Origin of the sequence: Poseidonocella sp. HB161398 (genome assembly GCF_005870025.1) — a bacterium.
Taxonomy (GTDB): Bacteria; Pseudomonadota; Alphaproteobacteria; order Rhodobacterales; family Rhodobacteraceae; genus Mangrovicoccus.
This window is the reverse complement of sequence record NZ_VATA01000029.1, coordinates 33,604-58,573: the sequence shown is the minus strand read 5'-3', so window position 1 is coordinate 58,573 and position 24,970 is coordinate 33,604. Positions and strand designations below refer to the sequence as shown.

The window sequence follows — 24,970 nt, the reverse complement described above, 5'->3', positions numbered from 1 at the left end:
CGACGCATCGGCCCCGGGGCCCTCCATGCCGCAGCTGCCGCGATCCTTTCACCCCCGGCGAAGCGGCGCGCGGCATCCCTCGCCGGCCGGAGCGGCGATCCGCGCCCCTCGCGCGCCGACGGCGAGGCGCACGGATATCCGCCCATGGACCGGCAGGATGCGGCGCGGCGCCTGCCGTGCCTCCCGCGAATGTGACGTCTTGCCGCCCGCCAGAGTCGCAGCGGCGCGCGGACAGCACGTTTCTCCTCATCTCCGGGACGGCGACCTCCAGTCCCGCTGCGGAGCACCTCCCGAATGGCCATCGCCCTGCAGGCCCTGCTCTTCCTGGCCGTCATAGCGACGGGGATCCATTTCCGCGGCGTCGCGCTCGGCCTGTTCGGCGGCCTCGGCGTCCTCATCCTGGTGCCGGGCTTCGGACTGGCGCCGGGACCGCTGCCGGTGCCGGTGCCGGTGATGCTGATCATCCTGACCGTGGTGACCGCCGGGAGCGCGATGCAGCTGGCAGGCGGGGTCGATGTCCTGACCGCCCGCTGCGAACGGCTGCTCCGCCGGGCGCCGGGGCGCGTGACCTATGTCGCCCCGTTCGCGACCTACGTGCGCTGCGCCGGGGCCGGAACGGGCAACGTGTTCTGCTCGCTGCTGCCGGTCATATACGAGGTGCCCTACGCCGCGGGCGTCCGGCCCGAGCGGCCTCTGGCGCTGTCGGCAACGGCGGGGCAGCCGGCGCTGGTGGCCAGCCCGGTCTCGGCGGCCACGATCGCGATGGTCGGGCTTCTCGCCCCCTCGGGCTTCTCCCTCGGCGACATGCTGGTCATCCTGTTGCCGTCATCGCTTGCCGCCATCCTGGCCGCCGCGGCCATCGTCACCAGCCTCGGCGCGGAGCTTGCCGACGATCCCGAATTCCTCCGCCGCTGCGCCCGGACCCGCTGCGTGGCGTTCCGTCCTGATCTTCGGCACCGGCATCGCGCTGATCATGATCGCGGGCTTCTCCGGCATCCGGCCGATGGTCGGCCCGGCGGGCGCGGCCGCGCCGCTCGACATGGCGCAGCTCATCCAGATGCTGATGCTGGCGACCGCCGCGGCAATCGTGGCGCTCTGCAGGGTGCGGGCCGAGGAAATCCCCCGCGCGCCGCACTTCTCCGTCGGTCTGGCGGCGATCGTCCCCCTGTCCGGCATCGGCTGGATGGCCAGCACGCTGCTCGCGGCCCATGCCGAGCTGATCGGCGCCGGTACCGGAGGGCGCACCGCGATGTTCGGGGGCGCGCTGTTCGCAGTGTCGGCCAGCACCGCCAGCCAGGCCAGCGCGACAATCGCGGTCATGCCGCTCGGCATCGCGGCCGGCATCCCCCCGGCGATCCTGGTGGCGCTCTGGCCCGCGGTGATCGGCGTGCTCTTCCTGCCGGTCAACGGCGCGCAATTCGCTTCGGTAAAGATCGACCGGACCGGCACGACCCGCCTCGGCGCCTTCATCGTCAACCATTCCTTCCTGATCCCGGTGCTGATCTGCACGGTCGTCTCGGTCCGGGCGGGCCTGCTGATCGCGACGCTGCTCTTCTGAGCTGCCCGCAGCCCGCCCGGCTCCGAGGCGGCGCCATGACGCGGACGTCCCGATGCCGGTTCCGTCGCCCCGGCGGCGCGACCCGGCCGGGGACGCAATCGAGGCCGCGCCGCGGGTCCGTCGCCGGCCGCGGGGCCCCCCGCCAGGGCCGCCCTCGCCGGTCCGCGGCGCCCGCAGACCCGCGCAATCCGCTTTCCAAAGGCGGCCGGAACCTCTAGTCATCGCCATCCTTGCCAGTGAGGGACGAGCCATGGCGCTTAAATCTACCGTCTACAAAGTCGAGCTTTCCGTTTCCGACATGGATCGCCACTATTACGAAACCCACAAGCTGACCGTGGCCAAGCATCCCTCGGAGACCGACGAACGGCTGATGGTGCGCCTGCTCGCCTTCGCCCTCAATGCCGGCGAGAGCCTGGAGCTGACCAAGGGGCTGTCGACCGACGACGAGCCCGACATCTGGCAGAAGAGCCTGAGCGGCGAGCTGGAGCTGTGGGTCGCGCTGGGATTGCCCAGCGACAAGGTCATCCGCCAGTCCTGCGCCAAGGCCGGGAAGGTGGTCATCTATGCCTATGGCGGGCGGACCGCCGATCTGTGGTGGGACAAGGTCGCGACAGGCACCAGCCGGTTCGGCAACCTCCAGGTCTTCAATCTCCCCGAGAAAGCGACCAGCGAACTGGCGGAGCTGGCAAGCCGCTCGATGAAGCTGCAGGTCAATATCCAGGACGGCGAAGCCATGGTCAGCGCCAATGACCGCATGGTCTACATCACCCCGGTCAGCTGGAAGGACGCTGCGTAGCGGGCGGCGGAAGCCGCGCATCCCCGGCGCCCCTCGATAATCGGCCGGGCGAGCCGGAAGAAATCTTGCCGGACGGCCGCCGGATGGCTGGACGCCGACGTCTCCGGCTGGCAGCTTCCGGTCATGGCACGGCATATTGTTCAAGAGGCGGCCGAAGCTACCGATGGCCGCCGCACCGCCCCGGCAGCCCTGCGCAATGCAGGGCCCCTCATCGCGGCCCTGCAGGCGAGGCTGCCCTCGCAGGGGCGCGTCCTGGAAGTGGCGAGCGGGACCGGGCAGCACGCCGCGGCCTTTGCCGCGGCCTTTCCGGCGCTGAGCTGGACCCCCTCCGACGTCGATCCCGGCCAGCGCGACAGCATCGCGGCCTGGCGCCGGGCGAGCGGCCTGGCGAACCTGGACGCGCCGCTTGCCATCGACATCGCGGCGCCGTGGCCCGTCCCGCCCCGCTCCGTGCAGGCGGTGCTGGCGATCAACCTGCTGCATCTCGTCCCCGGGACCGCCCTGCCGCCCCTGTTCGAGGGCGCACGCGCGGCGCTGGAGGGCGGCGGCCGGATGATCGTCTACGGCCCGTTCCTGCGCGGCGCCGTCTACGCCTCGGAGGGCGACCGGGATTTCGACGCCGCCCTGCGCGCCCGCGATCCGGCGATCGGCTACAAGCCGGTCGAGGCCGTGTCCGGGGCGGCCCGCGCGGCCGGGCTCTCGCCGGTCGCGACCGACGCGATGCCGGCCAACAACCTTCTGCTCACCTTCGCCGCTCCGTGACCACGCCCCTCGGGAAATCGAGCGGTCCCTTCCCCGCGCGCATCCCGTGACAACGCGGCCTTGCAGCATCGCCGCGGATCAGCGCCCTGCCGGAGATATCGCGCCAGATGACGCGCCCCTTTCTCGACAACCAGACCGCTCGGCGCCTGTTCCTCGACCGGCACCTGCTCCTGCGCCCCGGGAGCGGGCCCGGCCGCGGCGGCGATCTCGACGGGGTGCTGGACGCGCTCGGCTTCGTCCAGGTCGACAGCGTCAACACGCTCGCCCGCGCCCATGACCTGATCCTGTGGTCGCGCCGCGGCAGCTACCGCCCGGCGGCGCTCGAGCATCTGGTAGCGCGCCATCGCACCGCCTTCGAGCACTGGACGCATGACGCCGCGGTGATCCCGATGCAGTTCTATCCGATGTGGCGGCTGAAATTCGCCCGCGACGAGGCGCGGATGCGGGCGCGCTGGCCGGGGGCGCGCCGCGACGGCTGGGAGGCGGAGCTCGATGCCGTGCGCCGCCATATCTCCGATCACGGCGCCGCCTGCTCGCGCGATGTCGGCGGCGACGAGGCCCGGTCCTCCTCCGGCTGGTGGGACTGGCATCCCTCCAAGACGGCGCTCGAATTCCTGTGGCGCTCGGGGCAGCTCGCGGTTTCCCGCCGCGAGGGGTTCCGGAAATTCTACGACCTGTCCGATCGCGTGATACCGGCCGCGCATCTGGAGCGCCGCCGCGACACCGCCGAGATCGTCGACTGGGCCATGTCGGCGGCGCTCGCGCGCCTGGGCTTCGGCACCAGCGGCGAGCTGGCCGCCTTCTTCGACATCGCCACGCGGGACGAGGCGAAAGCCTGGTGCGCCGAGGCGCTCGCAACGGGACGCATTCTCGAGGCGGAGATCGGCATGGCAGATGGCGGCCGCCGCCGCAGCTTCACGACGACGGACGCGCTCGAGGCCGCGTCCGCGCTGCCCGCGCCCTCGTCGCGGGTGCGGCTCCTGTCGCCCTTCGATCCCGCGCTGCGGGACCGCAGCCGCGCAGAACGGCTCTTCGGCTTCCGCTACCGGATCGAGATCTTCGTCCCCGAGGCCCGGCGGCAATACGGCTACTACGTGTTCCCCGTCCTGCAGGGCGACAGGATCATCGGGCGGCTCGACGCAAAGCGCACGGAAGGCAGGCTGGCGGTCCGCGCCTTCTGGCCGGAGCCGGGGCTGCGCATGGGCAAGGCGCGCGCGCTGGCGCTGGAGACTGAACTGAACCGGGTCAGAGCGCTTGCCGGCGTCGAAGAGGTCGATTTCGCAGGCGGATGGCTGCGCGGCTAGCGGGCGGCCGGTCCGTTCCGGCAGCGCCGGCCGTTCAACGCCCCGCGCTGCGGCAGGCGGGCTTTCCGGTCCGGCCCGTCCTGCCGCCCTGGAATTGCCCGGTCCAGCGAAGAAGCGGGCCGTCTCCGGGTCCGGCAGGGGACAGGGCCCGGAAGGCGATCATCACGCAGGGAGCCGGCATCGCCGCGGCCCGGAAACGTGCCGGAAAAGCGGCACAGGTCCGAGCGGCACAGGTCCTTCTCCGGGCAGGACCGGAGCTCTCTGGCCCCCTCGGGATCGCCGGGGGATGCGGCGGAGCAGGCCCGGCGCCTGACCGGCCGCTAGCTGGCCGCTGAAAAAGGATTCCAGAGTGTCGCCGCGGAGGAAACTGTTCCGAATCTTCTCCGTGCCGCTCCCCGAATCCGTCGATCCCGCCCGATCTGAAGACAATTTTTCAGAATTTTTCACGAACTCCGCGGCCAAACAGACTTCTTCGGGAGCCTGCCAATGCCCAGCAGTCCGCCCTACTTTTGCGCCACCTCTTCGCCGCTGTCCCTCTCCGGCATCTCCGCGTGCTTGAAGAGATTGGGCCGGGACACGGCATTGATCAGGTGGAGATAGGCGAGCGCCGGCGACATGCGCTGGCCGGGGAAATGCTCGACGAACTGGCCGACGGCCCCGTCCTTGTCCGAGAAGAACTCGTAGACCCGCCGCTGGACATGGCGGACCAGCTCCGGCCGGGTCCGCGTCACCACGAGCGCATAGGGCTCGTAGGTGAAATACGCGGTGGTGGGCACGATCTCGGTGCTGCCGCACTCTCCCTGATGCTCCTCCCAGGTCGCCAGCTTGCCGTGGATCAGGTCGCGGTCGCCGAGATACACATGGTGATAGGCCGAGACCCCGGGGCTGCAGAACCAGTCGATCAGCTCGCGATGGCTCCTCGTCACGCAGAAACGGTAGAGGCTTTCGGCGGCGGCGTCATAGGCCAGATCCGCAGGGTCGCAGAGCGGCGCAGGATCGGACCCGGCGGCAAAGCGCGGCGCATCGCAATTCCCGGCCCCCTTGTCCAGTGTCGCCTTCGCCTTTTCCGCTGTCTTGGACCGCGTACTCAGCCGCGCCTCTGCCCGGGTGCGGATGCCGAAATAGTCGATCGTGCAGAGCTCTTCGGCCACCTCGGCGGCGGTGGAGCTTTCGACATAGCCGATCAGCACAGGCTTAGCCCGGTTGCCATAGGCGTGCCCGGCCCCCTTCCGCAACGGATCGGCGTCGCCGGCCTGGGACTTGTTCGTCTCCAGATAGGAGACGCCGGAGGCGAAGAGGATCGGCGAGAAGATGCCCGAGCTCCGCAGGTTGCCGCGGCTCTCGCCCTCTGCGGAGGCGACATCCTCGTAGCGCAGCGTGATCGGATCGCACAAGACGTCGACCCCGTATGCCAGCCGCTTTTCCCGGCTCATGCCGCGCCATGCCGCGGCGCTCGGCAGCGCGCGGGGGGCGGCGGCGAGGTCTTCGGGCTTCAGCAGGGTCTCGAAGCGGTCGGCCGCGGTGATCTCGACCGGCAGCACTTCGTAGCGGGAATTGGCGAAGATCCCGTAGCAGAGATCGGCCAGGTATCCCGTGTACATCGTCTCGCCTTCGATCTCGATGCGGAAGACGAAGGGTTCTGCATCGGCGCGGAAGCCCACGACCACCTGGTCGGGCTCGACGGGCAGGGCCGCCTGCGCCTGCGCCTGGCCCGGCATCGCGGCAAGAACGGCCACGGCAAGCGTCGCCGCCAGCGCAGGCGCGCCGCGGTGATGGCCTTCGGGAAACGAGAAGCGCATCAGCGACGTGCAGGCAAGCAGCGCGATGGGCGGGAAGATCACGAGCTCGGGCCCGATCAGTTCCAGCTGGCAGCGGAAGTACTCCAGGCCCCACATGGGCTCGTCCGCGCAGGCACTGGCAGAGGTGTAGCGCCAGAAGGCCCGATGCGCGACGACGAGCGCGAAGGTGCCGGCGGCCGCGAGCAGGCCGAGCCCGAGGCGGCAGAAACCGACCCAGGGCGCCGCTCCGGGTTCGGCATGTCCGCCGCCCGGGCCCGCGGACAGGCGCGCGCGGCTCCAGCGGGCGATTTCCTCGCCGACCAGCGCGCAGCAGACGATCCAGGCGCTGACGACCGCCATCGAGGCATGGAAGAGCGCATTGGGGAATTTGACGTCGAAGAGCCGCTGGCGCAGCTGTTCGCCATTGGCGCTGATCAGCGCATTCCAGAACACGGCCAGCGCGACAGAGGCGGCGGCCGAGACAAGGACGGCAATCGCGGTCGCGATCATGATCCGGACGGCGCGCGGCATCTCGAGCCAGCGCGCGGTGTCGATCATCCGGTAGCGCCAGAAGAACACCGCCATAGCCGGGATGGCGATCACCGCCAGGTAGTCGAGCAGGTAGAGCCCGGCCGACATCAGCGTCGTGGTGGTCGAGAGCGGCACGCTGGCCAGGGGGGCGACATGGCCGAACTGCACCAGCAGCGCGAGGCTGAGGAAGACGAGCGGCGAGAACCACAGCAGGCCGAGCACGGGCGAGGCGACATAGGTCTCCGGGAACACCTGCCAAAGGAGCGTGCGCAGGTCCGGCTCGCCGTGGATCGGCCCGTGGCTGATGCTGGCGAAATCGCTGTCGCGCTCGGCGCTCAGCGACAGGATCGTCGCCAGCTCGTCGCGCAGCGTCTCCATCCGCGCCACGGTGCGGTCGAAGCGCTGTTCCAGCTTCTTGCGCTGCTGGACCTGGGTGCGGGCGCCATTGGGATCGGCATCCGGCCCGGCCTGCGGCACGTAGCGGGCGGCGGGCTCCGCCATCGCCTGCTCGGCCGGGGCGGGGCCGGCCAGGGGATCGGTGATGATGTCCTCGAATTCCTCCAGGCAGTCGCGCGCCTCCTGCACGATCTCGCCCTTCAGCTGCTCCAGGTCGCGGCGCTCGGACATGCGCGGCCAGCCGAAGGACTGGCTGTTCCAGTGCAGGAAGTAGCGGAGCTCCTCGCGGAGGCGGAAGATGCGCCTGTCATCGACTTCCGAGCGCAGATGGTCCTCGAGCCAGGCCTTCGGCTTCTCGGAGGGATAGGGGCTGGCAAGGTCGCGCGTCTTGACGATTTCGCGGACCGCGATGACCAGCTTCTCGGTGTGGTCCTCCAGCCGCGACGGGATCCCGAAGCGGTTGTGGATCACGGTGCGCATCCAGACCTCGATGGCGGCGACCGGGCCGAAGATCGGCGCGAGCCCGGCGAAGCCGAGCGCCAGCGCCAGCGGCCAGGCCGGCGTGTCGAAATCGAGCGTGTCCGCATTGACCTGGATCCCGGCGATCGGCAGGCTGTTGGAGAGGGTCAGGATCAGCTTGCCGAAGAAGGTCAGCGAGATGTAGAGCCCCAGCATCATGCAGACATAGGCAGTATAGGCCCAGGTCGTCGCCTTCTGGCCGCGCATCCGCATCGGCGAGAGCGCCGACAGGACCCGATTCTCTTCGCCCGCCGCGCTGTAGGCGGAGATGTTGAAGCGCTTCCATCCGAAGGCGATCAGGATGCCGCCGCCGATCAGCGCCGCCACGATGAAATCCCGGGCGATGGAAATGTTCATGAAGGGCAGGACGGGCGCGCTGCCCATCGAGGTCGGCAGATTCCACAAATCCAGCGGCACGCCGGGCGGCCACATCACGTCGTAAATGTCAGCCATGAGAAATAACTTCTATGAAAATGCAGGCCGCTCGCGCGGCGTCAGCAGTTGGGGTTCACCTTCGGGTTGCAGTTTTCCGCCGGGGCATCGCCGAGGTCGGGAAGCCAGTCCGGAGCCGCGGCCATGGCCGTTGCAGCACCGAGCATGAGTGCAAGAATGACCGAAATTGCCTTGTGCATGTCTTCGCTCCTCCCAGTTGATTACCTAAGGGAAGGTTAAGGTATTCTTAGGAATTCGCCATGGTGGTTTTCATCACCCCTCGCCCGCTGGACGGCCGGGGCATGGCGGCGGTCCAGTGCCAATCCTTGCGGAACTTTAGCGCGCAATTACAGCAGCCTGACCGACCGACGCGGAGGCTTCCCGAACCGGCGCGGACAACCGGCGGCCGGCATTCCTCCGGCGCGGCGCCGCAGCAGCGCGACTCGGCGGCCCACCGCTGCGACGCGGGAAGCGGCCCATCCGGCCGTCGCGGCGAGCGCGCCCCGGTCCTCGCCCGCGCAGCGTCCGGCAACCGATCTGCGGCAGGCAGCGGTTCCCGTGGCCGGGCTGCGCGGCCTGGCGCAACGGGAACCGCGGCCTGCCGCAGAGGACAGATGCGCGCGTCCATGAACCGGCAAGGCCGCGCGCCGTCGCGCCGAACGGCCCGACCTGTGGGCACAAGCCAGTCCGGCGCCTCGAAGCAACGGCCCTCCGTCCGTCGCCATCGGCCTGTTGGGCCAGGCGTCCCGAGCGGCCGGTTGGTCCCGGTACCTGCGGACCGTTCTGCCCCGCCATGCCCATGCCATCTGCCGCCCGGCTCCCCTTCAGCCGGGCCGGCAGCGCCCCTCGGGCCGTCTCCGTGGCGGTTATCCCCATCCGGCCGGGCCCCGCGGCGACGCGAGGGCGAGCGCTTGGGCCGCAGGACAGAGCTGGCCGTCCTTCGCGGCCATGCATCGGATCGGACGGCCGGATGCACGGGTGGCGCGCCAGCGACAGCAGCCTGGGAAGGCGCAGCGCCACGCCGGGCCCCCGCGGCCCTCGACGATGCCGCCGCAGCGGATGGCGTCTACTCGCGCCTGTCCTCGGGAGCATCGGCGATGGACAGCTGATGTCTGGCCGGCCGGGCGACCGTGATTGCCGCGAACCGGACGCCCCTCGCCAGCCGATCTTGGCGCAGCCAAGTCCCCGCCAGTCCGCGAAAGACGTCCCCGGCGACCGGCGCCTGCCTGCGCTGGAACAAGCCATGCCGCGCTCTGCAGCACCCGCGCGGTCAGCACTGGGGACGGGTCTTCACGCAGCCCCGGCGGGTGCCGGTCCCGCCCCCCTATCGAGCAGCCGCCGGTGCTGTCGCGACGCCGGCCTTTCCGCCGACCGGTGCCGCCGGAGGCCGGGCCCGGCCTCCGATCCGCTGGCCTCGCGACGGCCGGCGCCGCGGCGCGCCAGGCTCATCCCGCGGCGAGATGCTCCTTCAGGATCATCGCGCCGATGGCGAAAAGGGCCACCCCGCCGAGGGTCTCGGCGATCCGGCCGAACCGCGCGCCGATGAAGCGTCCGAGAAGCAGTCCCGTGGAACTCATCACCATCGTCGTGGCGCCGATGGCCAGGGCAATCAGGACGATGTTCACCTGCAGGAAGGCGAGGGACACGCCGACGGCCATCGCGTCGATCGACGTGCCGATCGCGGTGGCGACCGTGGCCCAGAAGGAGCTGGCGCGCGGGGCTTCCTCGCGGCGCGTCCAGGCCTGGAGCACCATGTGGAGCCCGACGCCGCCGAGAAGGGCGAAGGCGATCCAGTGGTCGACGGCGGCGACATATTGCGACGCCGCGACCCCCGCGAGCCAGCCGAGAAGCGGCGTCACCGCCTCCACCACGCCGAAGATCGCCCCGGTGCGCAGCGTGGTCGCAAGGTCGGGGCGCGGGGCGGAGGTGCCTTTTCCCAGGGACGCGATGAAGGCGTCGACGGACATGGAGACGGCGAGAACGCCGATGGACATCGGAGACATGCTGGTAATCCTCAGGGCTGATCCGGGCGATGGACCGACCCCGCCCGCAGAGTCGCCTCGCCACGGTCTCGCAAAATCCGAAGATCAGACACGCCACGCGGTATCGCCGCGAGAATGTTGACGTGCCTCCGCCGGGCGGCGGTCGCTACTCCCCGATACCGGCCAGATGACGGCAAATCGGCAAATCGTCAAGCATAAACAACAACTTAAAATGCATCTTATTCGCAGTCGCGACACGGGGCCCCGGCGCGCCCGCCTGCGACGAGTCGTCCTGGCCCGAATGCAACCTATGAGAGTGCTGGCGCTAACGCGGTAAACAAGTTAAATTCTCCCGCGCGGCCAAGCACGGCCGGAACGGAGTCCAGCAAGATCGCCAATTCCTGGGAAGGGCTCAGGTCGATCCACTCTGTTCCGGCCGTGCCCCCGGTTCCGCGCGGGCATGAGCCATCCGGTCCCGGCCCGGCAATCGAAGCCGAGTCATATTGTATTATCATGTTGAGAAAATTCCCGGCAAGCAAAGAGTGCCGGATCCGGCGGATCTTCGGACGGGCGGCATGCCGTTACACGGCCGGGACGATGTCAGGGATGATGCGGGACCTTCCGGGGGGACGGCCTCGCGAACCCGTCCCGGCCGTGCAGCCACACTGACGGCAAGCACTCGCACGCGGCCCGGGCGTCGGCGGACACCTTCCAGCCCGGAACGGATTATCGTTAACAGTGTAACTGAATTTGTGCAAGCGCGGCGTGCATCTGCCCGCTCCGGCACGCCCTGCCCCCGTCGCGCCGCCCGCCGGCAGGCGACCGGGTTCCCGCTCCCGTTCCCCGGGCGGCGGACCGGGACCGGCCGGCCTCCGCCCGGCGGGATGCCGGGAAGGGCGCGTCCGGGCGGGGCGTCTGAGGGGGGCGGCAGCGTGTCGCGGCGCAGGCATCCCGGCGCCGGGCCGCGGCGTCAGCTTCCGATCAGCTGCGCCCGCGGTTCCGACGGCAGGATGGCAAGGCCGGGCGAGAGGATCAGCCGGCCCTCGCGGATCGCGCGCCCCGCAGTCGAGATGGCCAGCTGCAGCGCATAGCTCGTGGCGGCATGGATCCGCAGGATCGGCTGGCCGTGACTGACGCTCTGCTGCGGCGCGACCAGCAGGTCGACCCCGGCGGTCGGCACCAGCGGCGCCCCCGCCGCCCGGGCGATCGCCGAGACCGCCCAGACCCCGAAGCCCGGAAAGGCGCCCTGCCCCGCGGCGAGGATCTCGTGGGTCAGCGGTTCGGGCAGCGGCGGCTCGCTGCAATGCTGCCCCTGCGCGCGGATGATGTCCTGGAACTTGGCCAGCGCCTTGCCCGAGACCAGCAGCTCCCGCGCCATCGCGGGCCCCTGCCCGGCCGGACAGGCCCCGGCCCATTCGATGATGATCGCGGCGTAGTAGAGCGCCTTGTCGCGCAGGTCCCGCGGCGCCCAGTCCTCGCAGCGCAGCACGGCCATCGCGTCGCGCATCTCCAGCGCCGGGCCGATGCCGCGCCCGACCGGACGCGTGCCGTCGACCTTCATCACCCGTGCCTGCATGCCGAGCTCGCCCGCGGCGGTCACGAAGAGCCGCTCCAGCTCGTCCGCCTCGGCCATGTCGCGCGTCTTGGCCTCGGGGCCGACGGGCATGTCGATCAGCACATGGCTCGAACCGGCCGCGAGCTTCTTCGACAGGATGGAGGAAACGTCGAGCCGCTCGGATTTCAGCCCGAGCGGGCGGTTGATCGCGTTCATCACGTCATCCACGGGCGAATGCGTGAGATTGCCGTTCCAGGCGATGCAGCCGCCGACCTCGGCCACGACCTTGCGCAGCTCGTCGGGGGTCAGGTCGACCCGCGCCATGACCTCCATCGCGTCGGCGGTGCCGGAGGCGGAGGTGATCGCCCGCGACGAGGTCTTGGGCATCAGCAGCCCCGCGGCGGTGACGATCGGGATGATGATCGGGCTGATCCGGTTGCCCGGGATGCCGCCCATCGAATGCTTGTCGACGACGATCGGCGCCGCCCAGTGGACATTCTCGGTGCGCGTCGCGCGCGCCTTGGCCAGGGCGACCACCTCTTCGGCCTCCAGCGAATGGGCGGAGCAGACCAGGAAGGCAGCCAGTTCCGCCTGGCTGTAGCGGCCGCGGACCATGTCCTCGACCACCAGATCCATCTCGGCGGCGTTCAGTGCCTCGCCGCGGATCTTCTTGCGCAGGTTGTCGCGGCTCTGCGGCGAGGGCGCGGGGCGCAGCCGCAGCACTGGATCGGCAGCGATGTCGAGCTTGCGCGCCAGATTGTGGTCGAGCAGGCAGAAATCGTCGCGGACATCGTCATTCATCGTATAGGCGAGCTCCGCCACGACCGAAACGCCCGCGCGGTTGACGATCTCCACCCGGCTGCCCTGGGAGCGCAGGATCTCGGCCACGGGATGGTTGTGGTTGACCATGCAGAGGCTGCCCTGCGCGACCACCATGTCGGCCGACTGCGCGGTGAAATGCTGGCCGGCATTGCCGACGATCGCCCGCACCATGGCGGCGATCCCCGCCTCGACGGTCGTGTCGTTGCGGATCGCCAGAACCGTGCAGTCGAGCTCCGGCATTGCCACTTCGCGCGCGGCCCGGGCGGCGATCGCATCCGCGCTTTCCCGTCCGCGGGTCTTCAGCCGGGCGAGGATGCTCTCGGGCGAGGCCTCGACCGACAGCACCACCACCTCGCGCCAGAGCGCCGCCAGCCGCGGCAGTTCCCGGCGCGAGACATTGATGATGACATGGCGCCCGGCCGCCAGATCCTCGCGCACATCGGCGGGGATGCCGTAGCGCAGCCCGTGCGCCTGCCAGTGATGGAACAGCGCCCCGGTCTCGGCCAGCCGGTCGAAGGCCTCGTCGCTGACGGAGATGTAGTCCTCTCCGCCGGCGTCTTCGGGGCGCGTGACGAAGCGGCGGCAGAAGCGGAAGAAGGAAAATTCGCCAAGCTGCTCCTGCGTGCCCTCCAGCAGCGTGTCCTTGCCGACGCCGCTGGGCCCGACGACAAGAAATAGGGTACCTTCAAGAGACATTCTGCATTTCCTTCCTCTGCATGATCCGTCGTCGCGTCGCGTCTCAGAGGTCGTCGAGACCGATATCCACGCAATGCGCGGACTGGGTGATGCGCCCGACCGAGACGAAATCGACGCCGGTCTCGGCCTTGCCGCGGATCGTCTCCAGCCGGACCCCGCCGGAGCATTCGAGCGGCACGCGCCCGGCGACGAAGCTGACCGCCTCGCGCATGTCCTCGTTCGACATGTTGTCGAGCATGATGACGTCCGCCCCGGCCTCGAGCGCTTCCTTCACCTGGTCGAGCCGGTCGCATTCCACCTCGATCTTGGTCAGCACCGGCGCATGGGCCTTGGCGCGGGCCACCGCCGCGGCGATCGAGCCCGCCACCGCGATGTGGTTGTCCTTCAGCATGATGCCGTTATCGAGCCCCAGCCGGTGGTTGCGCCCGCCGCCGCAGGTCACGGCGTATTTCTCCAGCATGCGCAGGCCGGGCGTGGTCTTGCGGGTGTCGACGAGGAAGGCGCCGGTGCCCTCGATCTCCTTGACGTACTGCGCGGTGAGCCCGGCGATGCCGCACATCCGCTGCATCAGGTTCAGCGCGATGCGCTCGGCAGTCAGCAGCGCCTGGGCGTTGCCCGTGACCTTGGCGAAGGCGGTGCCGGCCGGAATGCTGTCGCCGTCGCGGTAGAGCGCCTCGAAGCTGCAGTCCGGGTCGAGCCGCTTGAAGATCTTCTCGGCCATCGGCAGGCCCGAGAGGATGATCGGCTCGCGGGCATTCATCGCGAAGGTGGCGACGGCATCGTCGTCGACCATGATCTTGGCGGTCAGGTCGAAGTAGTTGGAGTCCTCCTCGAACCACAGGTCGATGAGTTTTTCCAGGTTGCGCATGTCGAAGAGCATGGTGGGTCCTTAAGGTCAGTCGAATGGGGTCTTGTGCGGGCTCAGGCCGGCACGGTGGATCGGGCGGAGCGGCGGCTATGCGCCCAGGCGGCCGCCAGCAGCACGAGCCCGGCGATCTTGGCCCAGCTCCAGGGCGTCAGCAGCAGGAGCCCGCCGGCCAGCATGGCCAGCCCGCTCGGGCGGTGGACATGCCGGGTGATTTCCAGCGAGGCGGCGATCGAGATCGCCCCTGCCACTACGCCGGCCGCCGCGATCGCGTCGCCGAAGGAGGCCAGCGGCTGCAGCATCCCGGGATTGGCGATGAAGGCGAAGGGCATGACGAAGGCGGCCACGGCCAGCTGCATCGCTTCGAGCGAGATCTTGACCGGGTTCGCATCCGCGATGGCGGCGGCGGCGAAGGAGGCCACGGCCACGGGCGGCGTCATAGCCGAGAGCACGGCGTAGTAGAGAATGAACATGTGCACCGCCAGGAGCGGCAGGCCGAGGTCGTTGACCAGCGTCGGCGCCACCAGCACGGCCGCCAGCACATAGGCCGACGGGGTGGGCATGCCGAGACCGAGGATGATCGTGACCAGCGCCGAGAGCACGAGGATCAGGAAGTCGTTCTCGCCGACCAGCGAGAAGGCCAGGATCGAGAATTTCGAGGCCAGCCCGGTCATGGTGATGCCGCCGACCACCAGCCCGGCCGCGGCACAGGCGCCGGTCACGCCGATCATCCGCGTCGTGCTTTCGGCCAGCACTTCGAGCGTGCGGACGAGGCCCAGCCGCGTGTCGCGCCGCAGGAGGGCGACGAGCCAGGTCAGCGCCGAGGCCACGACCGCGGTCAGCGTCGCCGAATAGTGCGCGGCGAGCATCACGGTCATGCCGGCGAGCGGGATCAGGTAGGGCCAGCCGCTGCGCAGCACGTCGCGCGCCCGCGGCACCTCGGCCGGATCGAGCGGGGCGAGCTTCAGCGTGCGGGCCCGCATGTGCACCTGCATGTAGATCGCGGCGTAGTAGACCAGCGCCGGCACGATGGCCGCAAGGCAGATCGAGACATAGTCGATGCCCGTCACCTCGGCCATGATGAAGGCGGCCGAGCCCATCACGGGGGGAAGCAGGCTGCCGCCGGTCGAGGCCGCGACCTCGGTGCCCGCCGCCATCTCGGGGCGGTAGCCGAGCTTCTTCATCATCGGGATGGTGATCGAGCCGGTGGCGACCACGTCCGAGGTCGGGCTGCCCGACATGGTGCCGAAGAGCGCCGAGGAGAAGACGGCGATCTTGGCGGGCCCGCCCGGCGCGCGGCCGGTCAGCGCGGCGGAGAGGCCGAAGAAGAAGGCGCCGCCGCCCGCGCGTTCGAGGATCGTGCCGAAGAGCACGAAGAGGAAGGCATAGGTCGCCGCCACCTGCACCGGCGTGCCGAAGAGCCCGTCCGAGGTGTAGACGCTGATATCGACGAAATGCGACAGCGAGATGTAGCCATGGCCCATGGCGCCGACGATCAGGTGGCCCAGGAGGTTGTAGGCGATGAAGCCCATGACCAGCAGCATCAGGAATAGCCCCACCGTGCGGCGGGTGACCTCCAGCGTCAGCAGGATGATCGCCGCGGCAAAGAGGAACTGGTGCCAGGCCAGCGGGCTGAGAAGCGAGATCCGCTCGGCCGTGTCCTCGATATGGGCGATGAAATAGACCGCGGTGGCCGCTGCCGAGGCGCTCAGCACCCAGTCGAACCAGGAGGGCCGCGTGCGCGAGGCGCCCGCGCTGCCGCCGACGACGAGGAAGGACGGCGCCAGGATCAGCGACAGGAAGATGATGGTGACCGCCAGCGAATCCACCCGCATCCAGGTCGCCGCCGACAGCACCCAGAGCGCCACCCCGGCCCCGTAGACCAGCATCGGCCATCTGAGCCAGCCCTGCGGTTCGCGGCGGGGACAGGTGTTGAAGAGAAGGGAGAGGGTCTTCATGGGGCGCTCGCTTGTGGTCGGAGGGCGGTCGGCCGGGCGTGTCGACGCCAAGGGAAATGGGCCTGCGCCCCCGCGCGGGGGACGCAGGCCAGCTGCCGGTTACTTGCCGTAGATCTCTGCGGCGCCGGGCAGGTAGGGCACGGCGTCGAGCGAGGCCGCGAACTCGGCGGTGAAGCCGCCGAGCGCCTTGTGCACCCCGGCGATCTCGCCGGCATGGTCGCGGATCGCCGTGGCCACCAGTGCGACCAGCTCGGGATCTGCCGTCTTCGAGGCCAGCAGCGTCGCCCGCGCGCCGAAGGTCTTCACGTCATGGTCGAGCCAGGGATAGGCGCCGGCCTCGATCGTCACCGGCTGCGAGCCGTATTCTTCCGCCATCTCGGATATCACTTCGTCGGGCACCGAAAGCAGGGTCATCTCGCGGGCCTGGGCGATTGCCTGCACCGCGCTGGTGCCGATGAAGGTCGCGTTCACCCACATGTCGGCGCGCCCGTCGCTCATGATGCTCTGCGCTTCGCCGCTGCCCTCGTACTGGACCGAGCCGCCGTCATCCTCGAGCTTGCCGTAGCTTTCGCCGACCTTCTCCAGCGACGCCTCCAGCAGGATCGAGGGCAGGATGCCCTTGCGGTTCGACACGATGTCGAGCGGGACCTCGCCCGCGCCCAGATCGGAGATCGAGGACAGCCCGTATTCGTCCGCGGTCGCCTTCGCGATCAGGAAATGCATCGGCGCCCGGTCGTAGAGCAGCGCGACCGCCCCGAATTCCGTCATCGGCGCGGTGAAGGGCGCGGCGCCCTTCATCGCGATCTGCGCCTCGCCGACATGGGCGATGGCCAGGTCGCAGGTGCCCGAGGCCAGCTGGGCGATATTCGCGAACCCGCCCGAGGAGGTCTGGTAGGTCACGGTCGAATCCGGATCCTCGGCGCGCACGGCGGCATCGAGCCCCGCGCCGATCAGCGTCCAGAGCCCGCCCGGGCTCGCGCCGCAGAGCGTGATGTTGCGGGCGTCAGCCGATTGCGCGGCCATCGCGGCGGCCAGGGCGAGAAATGTCGTGCTCAGCAGCGTCTTCATTCGTGTCTCCTGTTGTTTCGTCAATGGCGCGTTGACCGCGCACTGGGATCCGTCGGCATGGCCGGGCAGCCCGGGAGGCGGACAGCGCCGGTCTCTGCCCGCCGCGCCCGCCGGCAGGCAGGACCGCGGCAGAACATTTGCCTGCAAACGGTATTGGGAGAATGGCGCGCGGCTTGGCCACAGCTTTTCCCGCCCGCGGCACAGATTTCGCGCGGCAGCTCTCCACTTGCCCGATCCTGCGCCGCCCTGAACGACTGATGCTGAAAAAAGATGCGGAATAGATGCAGATCTTGAGCAACTTTATATATCTATTCCTCCATTCTACCGGATGGAATCCGACTCAGCGAATCTTCACAGCCGCCTCATGAGTCGCCGAAGAACTGCATTTTTTGTGAGCTATTTGGCTGTTCTACAGCCTTTGAGCGTCGGCAGCCGGGATCCAGCGCGACATCGCGAGATATCCATTCCTCCATTAAATTAATCATGACGCGGCGGAGATATCTGGTATGATCCGCTCCATGCAGCCGATCCTTTCATATCTATCCATGCAGGTTCAGACGCTCCTCCAGGGGCATGGGCCAGCCGTGGAGTTCTGCCCGACTGGCCTCGAAGGGGTGACGATCACCCGCGAGCCGGGAACCGTTCCGATGCGTCCGGTCCATCTCTGCCCGGTGATGTCGCTGGTCCTCTCCGGGCAGAAGCGGATCCGCTATGGCGACCGGGACGTCCTCTTCGGGCCCGGCGACCTGCTGGTCGTCTCGCACGACCTCTACCTGCCCGCCGCGATCGGCGAAGGCCCGTTCCTGTCGCTCGACTGCGCGGTGGATTTTCCGATCCTGCGCGCCCAGCAGGGGGAGATCGAGCCGCATCTCCTCGACCGGGCGCGGGCGGATGCGGTGGCGCGCGGCACGCCCGAGCGCGACGTGCTCGAGGGGATGCGGCGCATCCTCGATCTGGCCGGCCATCCGGAGCACCGCCGCGTCCTGCTGCCGCTGCTGAAGGCGGAGCTGCATTTCCGGGTGCAGATGGCCGAGGCCGGCGGGATGCTGCGCAACCTCTCCCGCGCGGGCAGCCATGCCAGCCGGGTGACCCGGGCGATCGCGCATATCAAGGCGCATTGGAACGAGACCATCCAGATGGCGGAACTGGCCCAGTGCGCCGCGATGGGGGCCTCGGCCTTCCACGCGCATTTCAAGGCGGTGGCCGGGACCACGCCGCTGCAGTTCCAGAAGTCGATGCGGATGTACGAGGCGCGCCGCCGCCTGCGCGAGACGCAGGACGGGGTGGCCGAGATTTGCCGCGCGGTGGGCTATGAGAGCCCCACGCAGTTCAGCCGGGACTACCGCCGCACCTTCGGGCACCCGCCGATCTCGGAACGCGAGGACGCGGCCTCCGAACGCGCGGCGCTGAAATCCGCCTGACCGCCCGTCCGCACCCCGGCCGGGCCTGCGGGAGCGCAGCCCCTGTCTGCGGCCTGGGGTCTGCATGCAAGCCGCCGTCGAGACAGCGCGCGGGGCCGCCAGATCGCGGCCCTGGCCCGGTTGCCCCGCAAGGAGCGAGCTCTGCCCCTGCCCGGCGGGCACCGTCGCGGAGAGGCGCGCAACGGCGGGGCGCCCGCTGCCGTGCCGGCCCGTCCCCGGACGGCGCAAAGCGCGGCCGCCCCTCCCCAGATGCGGCGAAGGCCAGCGCCGGGAGCTTGCGGGCGCCCTTGCCCGCGCCCCGCGCCCGGTCGGCACCAGCGCCCTGGCCGGCAGCCGCCGGGCCAGGCCCGAGGCCAGCGGGCCGGGATCGCGCACGGAACGCGCGGTCGCAGGTCCGCCGCGCTCGAGACCGGCATGTGCCTGCCGGACCACCGTGAGCCTGCAGAGCCCGCGGCCGGGCGCGGCCATGACATCGCGGGCACCGGCGAGCGGACGATGAGCGCGGCCCTCGGGGCACGGACCACGGCAACCAGGTCGCGGCCCGGCATGGCTGCCCGATGGAGGGCCCCGGCCGGGCGCACGAGGCCCGACTGGCGGCACTGCGTCTTCGACGACCCTGCCGTCACCATCCGCAGGATGGCCGGCCATGCCACCGGCACAACCCGGCCGGCGGTTCCCGGACCTCGGCCATCACCCAGCTCGGATCGTCCCGGCGAGCCGGGCGGCCAGAGCGGCGACTGCGCCCCGCCGGCCTGATGGTGGCCAGCGGGGCGCCGGGCCGAAGGTCGGGACGCCGACCGCAGATCTCGCACCCCGGAAGCCGGCCGCAGGATGCGCGCGAATCCCAGTTGGGCGGCGGGTGCCTGCCAATATGCCCGCATCTGGGCGCGCCGCCGGGGCCGGGCCGGAAGGGGAGGCCTGGACCGCGCTGCCCGCCGGGAGCCGGAGCGGACGCGAGCGCTGGATTTCGGGCTTCCTGCCCAAGCGCGATGCACTTTCCGGCCGGCAGGCTGCTCGCGGCACTGGCCGCCCCCCGCCCGAGCTGTCCGGCGGCTTCGAGCTGCAGGACGCCGTCGTCGCGCCGGGGATGCGCCTGGCGGCATCGGCAGCGAAGTCGTGCCGCTGCCCTGCCGGGCGTTCTTCGGCGCCTGGCCACGGATCGGCCGCGGCGCCGTCCTGCGCCCGGAAACGGCGGTTGCGGTTACGCTCGTCGCGGAACACCATGTCGGCCGCCGGGCAAGGCGATCGGACTCGGCCGTATCGGCTTGTCCGGTCCGGAGAGCGCGCAGATGGCGCATGTCGTCCCCCCCCGACGACACCGCCGCAAGAGCGGCGCCGGGCTGAGCCGGGTTGCCCGGCAACCGCGGCGGCACGGCTAGGAGCCCGGAAAAAGCCAGGCGCTCCGATCCGGCGGCTCCGGGAACGCCGGGTCATCCGCACGCGACGGGGAGCGCTTGCCTCGCCTCGGGCCGGCGGTCCCGCCATGGGCAATGCCGGAAGAACGCTCCTTGCCACGCAGCCGCTGACCTGCGGGAATGGCAAGGCAGGCGGTCCGGACGGAAACCGATGCCGTCCGGGCGAGGGTGACCTCCACGGGAGCGGCTGGCATCCGGCCCGGATGCTCCCGGACGGTCACGGCACGGCCGCTGTCTCAGACGGGCGGCCACATCCGCCGGAAGATGCCGTCGCGCAGCACCAGCCCGTGGACCGTCGCGGCGCCGGCATGGCCGAGGATCAGCACGATCAGCACGATCCGCACCTGGGCATGGACCGCCATGGCCGTCTTGGCCAGCGCCTCGTCCTTGCCGATCATGCCGCCGATCAGCCCGTCCCAGAGCTCGATCGGATAGCCGCCGGCCTGCACCCGGACGATGCCGGAAACCGCCATCACCACGAGGCAAAGATAGAGCAGCCAGTGCACCGTGGCCGAGGCGACCACCAGGATGCGCGGCAGCGAGGCGGGCTCGGGCGGCGGCGGATAGACCTGGCGCGCCGCGATGCGCAGGATCACCAGGATCAGGATCACCGGGCCGATATTCTTGTGCCAGAGGAACAGGCTGTCCTGCAGCGGCCGCGGCAGCCCCTCCTGCACCATCACCAGCCCGGCGGGAATGGTGCTGAGCACGAGGATCACGGTCAGCCAGTGCAGCGCGCGGGTGATCCGCGCGTGGCGCGGCGCTGCTGAATCGGGCGGCATCGGCGGCATGCGGCGTCCTCCTGCGTCGCGGAAATCCTAGGCCAGCGGGCCTGCGCCGCAAAATAAAAGTTGCGCTCGACGGCCGGAAAAACGCGAATATCTAGTCAGAGATGTACAGCCCCGACCCTTCTCCGAGCCGGATCACCGGCGGCCCGTCGGCCATGCTGGCGCTGCTATCGGCGCTCTATGCGCTCGGGCTCTGCGCGGTCTCCGCGCTGCTGGCGGGGGAATGGGTGCTGCTGCCCGCCGCGGGATTCGCGCTGGCCGCCGCGATCTGCGGGCATTTCCTGCGGCTGGGCTGGCAGGCGCCGCGGCTCGGCCCCGCCAATGCGCTGACCCTGGCGCGGCTGGCGCTGGCGATGCTGCTGCTCCTGCCGCTGACCCGTCCGGACCTGTCCGAGGGCGGCACCGGCTGGGCGATCTTCGGCCTCGCCGCCGCGGCGCTGGCGCTTGACGGCGCGGATGGCGCGGCCGCGCGGCGCAGCGGGCTGGCCGGGCCCTGGGGGGCGCGCTTCGACATGGAGGCGGATGCGCTTTTCGGCCTGCTGCTGGCCGCCGTCGCTTGGCGGACCGGCGCGGCCGGGGCCTGGATCCTGCTGCTCGGGGGGATGCGCTACCTCTTCGCCGCCGCCGCCCTGGCGCTGCCCTGGCTGGCCGCGCCGCTGCCCCAGCGGCTCCGGCGCAAGGCGGTCTGCGTCCTCCAGCTGGGCACGCTGGTGGCGCTGCTGGCCCCCGCCGCGGCGCCGCCCTGGTCGGACGCGGCCGCCGCAGTCGCGCTGGCGCTGCTGGCCTGGTCCTTCGCCGCCGACATCCTCTTGCTGGCCCGGCGGCGATGAAGAGCCGCGCCGCCGCCCTTGCCGTTGCGGCGATCCTGGCGGGCGCAGTCCTCGTCCTGCCGAACCATCCCTCGGCCCTGGGCTGGCAGGCACTGCGCGTCCTGCCGCTGGAGCTGCCGGTCCTGCTCCTCGGGCTGCTCGCGACCGGCAGCCGCCGCGCCGCCTCCGCGCTGGCCGCAGGGCTGGTCCTGCTGGTGGCCCTCAAGCTGGCGGATATCGCCACCTTCGCCGCCTTCGCGCGCAGCTTCGATCCGGTCGCGGATCTACATCTGGTGACGGCCGGGCTGCAGCTGCTGGCGGGCAGCATCGGCGCGGCCGGCGCCGCACTTGCCGCCATTGCCGCGCTCGCCGCGCTGCTTCTCCTCGGGATCGGGCTCTCGGCCGGGCTGCGCTGCTGGGCGCGGGCCGGGCGCTCCCTGCCCGGCCGCGCGCGCGCAGCCGCCGGTGCCGCCGCCCTTGCCGCCGCCGCGCTCTGCGTCATCGACCTCCGCGGGGCCCCTGCCGACCCGCCCGGCACCGCCTTCTCCACCCGCCTCGCCGCCGCCCATCTGCGGGATGCGCGCCGCTCGCGCGCGGCCCTGTCCGAATTCCGCGCCGCCGCCGCGGCCGATCCGTGGCAGGCGCGCGACGGCGCCTTTGGGGGGCTCGCGGGCCGCGACGTGGCCGTCGTCTTCGTCGAGAGCTACGGCCGCGCCGCCTTCGACAACCCGCTCTATGCCGCGCGCCACCGCCGGACAATGGCCGCGGGCGCCGCCGCGCTGCAGGCCGCGGGGCTGCAGATCCGCTCGGGCTGGCTGGCCTCGCCGGTCCAGGGCGGGCAGAGCTGGCTGGCGCATGGCACCCTGGCCTCCGGGCTGACGCTGAGCGGGCAGCTGCGCTACGGCGCGCTTCTCAAGAGCCCGCGGCTGACGCTTTTCGACCTCGCGCGGGAGGCGGGCTATGCCACGCTGGCGGTGGCGCCGGCGATCACGATGCCCTGGCCCGAGGGACCGGAGCTGGGCTTCGACAAGGTGCTGGCGGCGGCCGATCTGGGCTATGCCGGGCCGCCCTTCGACTGGGTGACGATGCCCGACCAGTACACGCTGGCGGCCTTCGACCGGCTGGCGCCGCGGGACCGGCCGCTGATGGCCGAAATCGCGCTGATCTCCAGCCACGCACCCTGGACGCCGGTGGCAGAGATGCTGCCCTGGGAGGCGGTCGGCGACGGCCGCGCCTTCGCCGCGATGGCCGCGGCGGGCCCCGCGCCGCGCGAGGTCTGGGCCGATCGCGACCGGGTGCGCGACCATTACGGCAGGGCGCTCGACTACGCGCTGCAGGCGGTCCTGTCCTGGGCGGCGCTGCCGCGCGCGCGGGTGCCGCTGCTGATCGTGCTGGGCGACCACCAGCCGGCCGGTTTCGTCGCCCAGGGCCGCGGGCCGGACGTGCCGGTGCACCTGATCGGGCCGCCGGAGGTGCTGGCGCTTTTCGACGGCTGGGGCTGGACCCCCGGCCCGGAACCCGCGCCGGACCTGCCCGCCTGGCCGATGGCGGCCTTCCGCGACCGGTTCCTCGCCGCCACCGGCGCGGGCGGGGACGGCGGCTCGTGAGGGCGCTGCGCCTCCTCCTGCCGCTCTTGCTGATCGGCCTCTGCCTCTGGGCGGCAGGCCCGCAGAAGATCGCCGCGCGGCTCGGGTCGCTCTCGCCCGGCTGGATGGCCGCGGCGGTGCTGCTGCTGGTGCTGGTCACGCTGCTCTCGGCGCTGCGCTGGCGGATCGCCGCCGGGGCGCTCGGCCTGCCGCTGAGCGCGGGCGGGGCCTGCCGCGAGTACTTCATGGCGCAGTTCGTCAACCAGACCCTGCCGGGCGGCGTGCTCGGCGATGCCGCCCGGGCGCAGCGCTCGCGGCAGGGCGGCGCGCTCCTTCCGGCAGCCCAGGCGGTGGTGCTGGAGCGCGCCGCGGGCCAGGCGGGCATGGCGGCGGTCTTCGGTCTCGGCCTCATGTTCGCGCCGCATCCCCTGCCGCCGGCCATCGCCGCCGCTGCCGCGGTCTTCGCGCTGCTCCTCGCGCTCGCCGGCCTCGCGCTCTTCGCCCGCCGCCGCGGCGCCTGGAGCCTTGCGGCGCGGGCGGCGCTCGTCGCGCATCTTCCCGCCCAGGCCGCGCTGTCGCTTGCCATTGCCGGGCTGACCGTTGCAGGCTTCGCCGCCGCGGCGCGCGCCACAGGCACGGCACTTCCGCCCGCCATGGCCGCGCTGATCGTGCCCGCGATCCTGACCGCGATGCTGCTGCCCGCCTCGGTCGCGGGCTGGGGCTGGCGCGAGGGCGCGGCCGCGGCGCTCTTTCCGCTGGCGGGTGCGGAGCCCGCCGCCGGGATCGCCGCGGGCATCGCCTTCGGCCTTGCCGCGCTGGCCGCCGCCTTTCCGGGCGCCTTCTTCGTCCTGCGCCCCCGGGAGGCCGGCAAAAGCGGCTGTCCCGTTGCCAGCCCGGCGAAACCGCCTAGACTCCGGAAAAACAGGGGGAGTTCCGCATGACACGTTTCATCCCGGCCCGGCGCCGGTTCCTCGGGGGGGCGCTGGCCCTCGGCAGCACCGTACTTCTGCCCGCCCTGCCCGCACGCGCCGCGACCCCGGTGCGGCTGCAGCTGTCCTGGCTGCATTCGGTGCAGTTCGGCGGCAGCTACATCGCGCTCGACCAGGGCTACTGGGCGGAGGAGGATCTTGACGTTTCGCTCCTGCCCGGCGGGCCGAACGCGCCGGTCGAGCCGCCCGTCGTGGCGGGCACCGCGCTGGTGGGGATCTCGGCCGCCGACTACACCGCGGCGGCGGTCGGCCAGGGCGCGCCCTTCAAGATCATCGGCGTGGCGATGCAGAAGAACCCCTTCGCCATCGCCTCGCTGCCCGGCAACCCGGTCGAGACGCCCGCCGACCTGCCCGGCAAGCGGATCGGCATGGCGCTGGCGAACATGCCGGTGCTGGAGGCGCTCTGCGGGATCAACGGCATCGACGTCTCGGAGATCGAGGTGGTGCCGACCCAGTACGACGCCGCACCGCTGGTGCAGGGACAGGTCGACTGCCTGCTGTGCTGGGCGACCGACCTGCCGGTGGCGATGGAGATCCGCGGCGTCGGGAACGTGGTGATGCTGCTGGCCGATCACGGATATGCCGTGCATTCCCAGACCTATATCGCCACCGAGGACAGCCTGGCCGCGCGCCGCAAGGAGCTGGTCGCGCTGATGAAGGGCGAAATCCGCGGCTGGACCGACTACCACGCCGATCCGGGCGCCGCCGCCGCGCTGACCATGCGGATGTTCCCCGATGCCGGGCTCGACCCTCAGGTGCAGGCGCTGCAGGCCGAGCGGCAGGTGCCGCTGATGTTCTCGGAGCTGACCGACGCGAACGGCTTCGGCTGGTTCACCGAGGAGACCGTCGCGGCCAATGTCGAGACGCTGGCGCGGCTGGGCAAGCCGGTCGGACCCGAGCTCTGGGACCGTTCCATCCTGGAGGAGCTGCGTGGCTAGGC

General features: G+C 71.0%; 16 protein-coding genes, 1 pseudogene and 1 riboswitch. Of the genes and pseudogenes, 9 read left to right on the top strand and 8 right to left on the bottom strand.

Annotated elements, in window-relative coordinates:
* Positions 1 to 294 precede the first annotated feature (294 nt).
* From FGX59_RS39730 to FGX59_RS20995, 4 genes and pseudogenes are all read left to right on the top strand, one after another.
* Positions 295 to 1,558, top strand: a pseudogene (locus tag FGX59_RS39730) (anaerobic C4-dicarboxylate transporter family protein).
* A 250-nt stretch (positions 1,559 to 1,808) separates the two neighbouring features.
* Complete coding sequence (locus tag FGX59_RS21005) at positions 1,809 to 2,354, top strand: YaeQ family protein (protein WP_138469088.1); 546 nt, start codon at positions 1,809 to 1,811, stop codon at positions 2,352 to 2,354.
* Positions 2,355 to 2,477: 123 nt separating this feature from the next.
* Entirely contained in the window at positions 2,478 to 3,116 is a 639-nt protein-coding gene (locus FGX59_RS21000; RefSeq protein WP_138469087.1) for a DUF938 domain-containing protein, read from the top strand.
* Between the two features lie 107 nt (positions 3,117 to 3,223).
* Positions 3,224 to 4,420: a winged helix-turn-helix domain-containing protein gene (locus FGX59_RS20995; RefSeq protein ID WP_138469086.1), complete on the top strand. Its 1,197-nt coding sequence runs from the start codon at positions 3,224 to 3,226 to the stop codon at positions 4,418 to 4,420.
* Positions 4,421 to 4,923: 503 nt separating this feature from the next.
* Here the strand turns inward: FGX59_RS20995 and FGX59_RS20990 are convergent.
* The 7 genes from FGX59_RS20990 to FGX59_RS20965 all read right to left on the bottom strand — a co-directional run bounded on the left by FGX59_RS20990 (position 4,924) and on the right by FGX59_RS20965 (position 17,022).
* Positions 4,924 to 8,097, bottom strand: a complete 3,174-nt coding sequence (locus tag FGX59_RS20990) for a hypothetical protein (protein ID WP_138469085.1) — start codon at positions 8,095 to 8,097, stop codon at positions 4,924 to 4,926.
* Positions 8,098 to 8,138: 41 nt separating this feature from the next.
* Positions 8,139 to 8,276, bottom strand: coding sequence for a hypothetical protein (locus FGX59_RS37685; protein ID WP_171060753.1), 138 nt, complete (start codon positions 8,274 to 8,276; stop codon positions 8,139 to 8,141).
* A 1,245-nt stretch (positions 8,277 to 9,521) separates the two neighbouring features.
* Positions 9,522 to 10,079, bottom strand: a complete 558-nt coding sequence (locus tag FGX59_RS20985) for a manganese efflux pump MntP family protein (protein ID WP_138469084.1) — start codon at positions 10,077 to 10,079, stop codon at positions 9,522 to 9,524.
* A 6-nt stretch (positions 10,080 to 10,085) separates the two neighbouring features.
* Positions 10,086 to 10,245, bottom strand: a riboswitch (yybP-ykoY riboswitch).
* 783 nt (positions 10,246 to 11,028) lie between these two features.
* Positions 11,029 to 13,131 (bottom strand): phosphonate metabolism protein/1,5-bisphosphokinase (PRPP-forming) PhnN, encoded by a 2,103-nt coding sequence (phnN, locus tag FGX59_RS20980; protein WP_138469083.1) that lies wholly within the window; start codon positions 13,129 to 13,131, stop codon positions 11,029 to 11,031.
* A gap of 43 nt (positions 13,132 to 13,174) precedes the next feature.
* A complete protein-coding gene (nadC, locus tag FGX59_RS20975) occupies positions 13,175 to 14,011 on the bottom strand; it encodes a carboxylating nicotinate-nucleotide diphosphorylase (RefSeq protein WP_138469082.1) in 837 nt (278 codons plus the stop codon).
* Between the two features lie 41 nt (positions 14,012 to 14,052).
* On the bottom strand, positions 14,053 to 15,954 hold the full coding sequence (locus tag FGX59_RS20970) for a TRAP transporter fused permease subunit (RefSeq protein WP_138469081.1): 1,902 nt from the start codon (positions 15,952 to 15,954) through the stop codon (positions 14,053 to 14,055).
* A gap of 99 nt (positions 15,955 to 16,053) precedes the next feature.
* Positions 16,054 to 17,022 carry a TAXI family TRAP transporter solute-binding subunit gene (locus tag FGX59_RS20965; protein ID WP_138469080.1) on the bottom strand — a complete coding sequence of 323 codons (969 nt, stop codon included), beginning with the start codon at positions 17,020 to 17,022 and terminating at the stop codon, positions 16,054 to 16,056.
* A 584-nt stretch (positions 17,023 to 17,606) separates the two neighbouring features.
* Between FGX59_RS20965 and FGX59_RS20960 the strand changes: the two genes are divergently transcribed.
* Positions 17,607 to 18,443, top strand: a complete 837-nt coding sequence (locus FGX59_RS20960; RefSeq protein ID WP_171060752.1) for an AraC family transcriptional regulator — start codon at positions 17,607 to 17,609, stop codon at positions 18,441 to 18,443.
* Between the two features lie 1,651 nt (positions 18,444 to 20,094).
* On the opposite strand, the gene FGX59_RS20955 is transcribed toward FGX59_RS20960, so the two are convergent.
* Complete coding sequence (locus tag FGX59_RS20955) at positions 20,095 to 20,649, bottom strand: cytochrome b (RefSeq protein WP_240722613.1); 555 nt, start codon at positions 20,647 to 20,649, stop codon at positions 20,095 to 20,097.
* 101 nt (positions 20,650 to 20,750) lie between these two features.
* Here FGX59_RS20955 and FGX59_RS20950 point away from each other — a divergent pair, with 101 nt between their 5' ends.
* The 4 genes from FGX59_RS20950 to FGX59_RS20935 are packed head-to-tail and all read left to right on the top strand — an operon-like array spanning position 20,751 to position 24,968.
* Positions 20,751 to 21,476: a CDP-alcohol phosphatidyltransferase family protein gene (locus FGX59_RS20950; protein ID WP_138469078.1), complete on the top strand. Its 726-nt coding sequence runs from the start codon at positions 20,751 to 20,753 to the stop codon at positions 21,474 to 21,476.
* Positions 21,473 to 23,062: a sulfatase-like hydrolase/transferase gene (locus FGX59_RS20945; RefSeq protein ID WP_138469077.1), complete on the top strand. Its 1,590-nt coding sequence runs from the start codon at positions 21,473 to 21,475 to the stop codon at positions 23,060 to 23,062. The genes FGX59_RS20950 and FGX59_RS20945 overlap by 4 nt, the downstream gene beginning before the upstream one ends.
* On the top strand, positions 23,059 to 23,982 hold the full coding sequence (locus FGX59_RS20940; protein ID WP_138469076.1) for a lysylphosphatidylglycerol synthase transmembrane domain-containing protein: 924 nt from the start codon (positions 23,059 to 23,061) through the stop codon (positions 23,980 to 23,982). The genes FGX59_RS20945 and FGX59_RS20940 overlap by 4 nt, the downstream gene beginning before the upstream one ends.
* Complete coding sequence (locus FGX59_RS20935) at positions 23,979 to 24,968, top strand: ABC transporter substrate-binding protein (protein ID WP_138469075.1); 990 nt, start codon at positions 23,979 to 23,981, stop codon at positions 24,966 to 24,968. The genes FGX59_RS20940 and FGX59_RS20935 overlap by 4 nt, the downstream gene beginning before the upstream one ends.
* Positions 24,969 to 24,970: the final 2 nt, after the last annotated feature.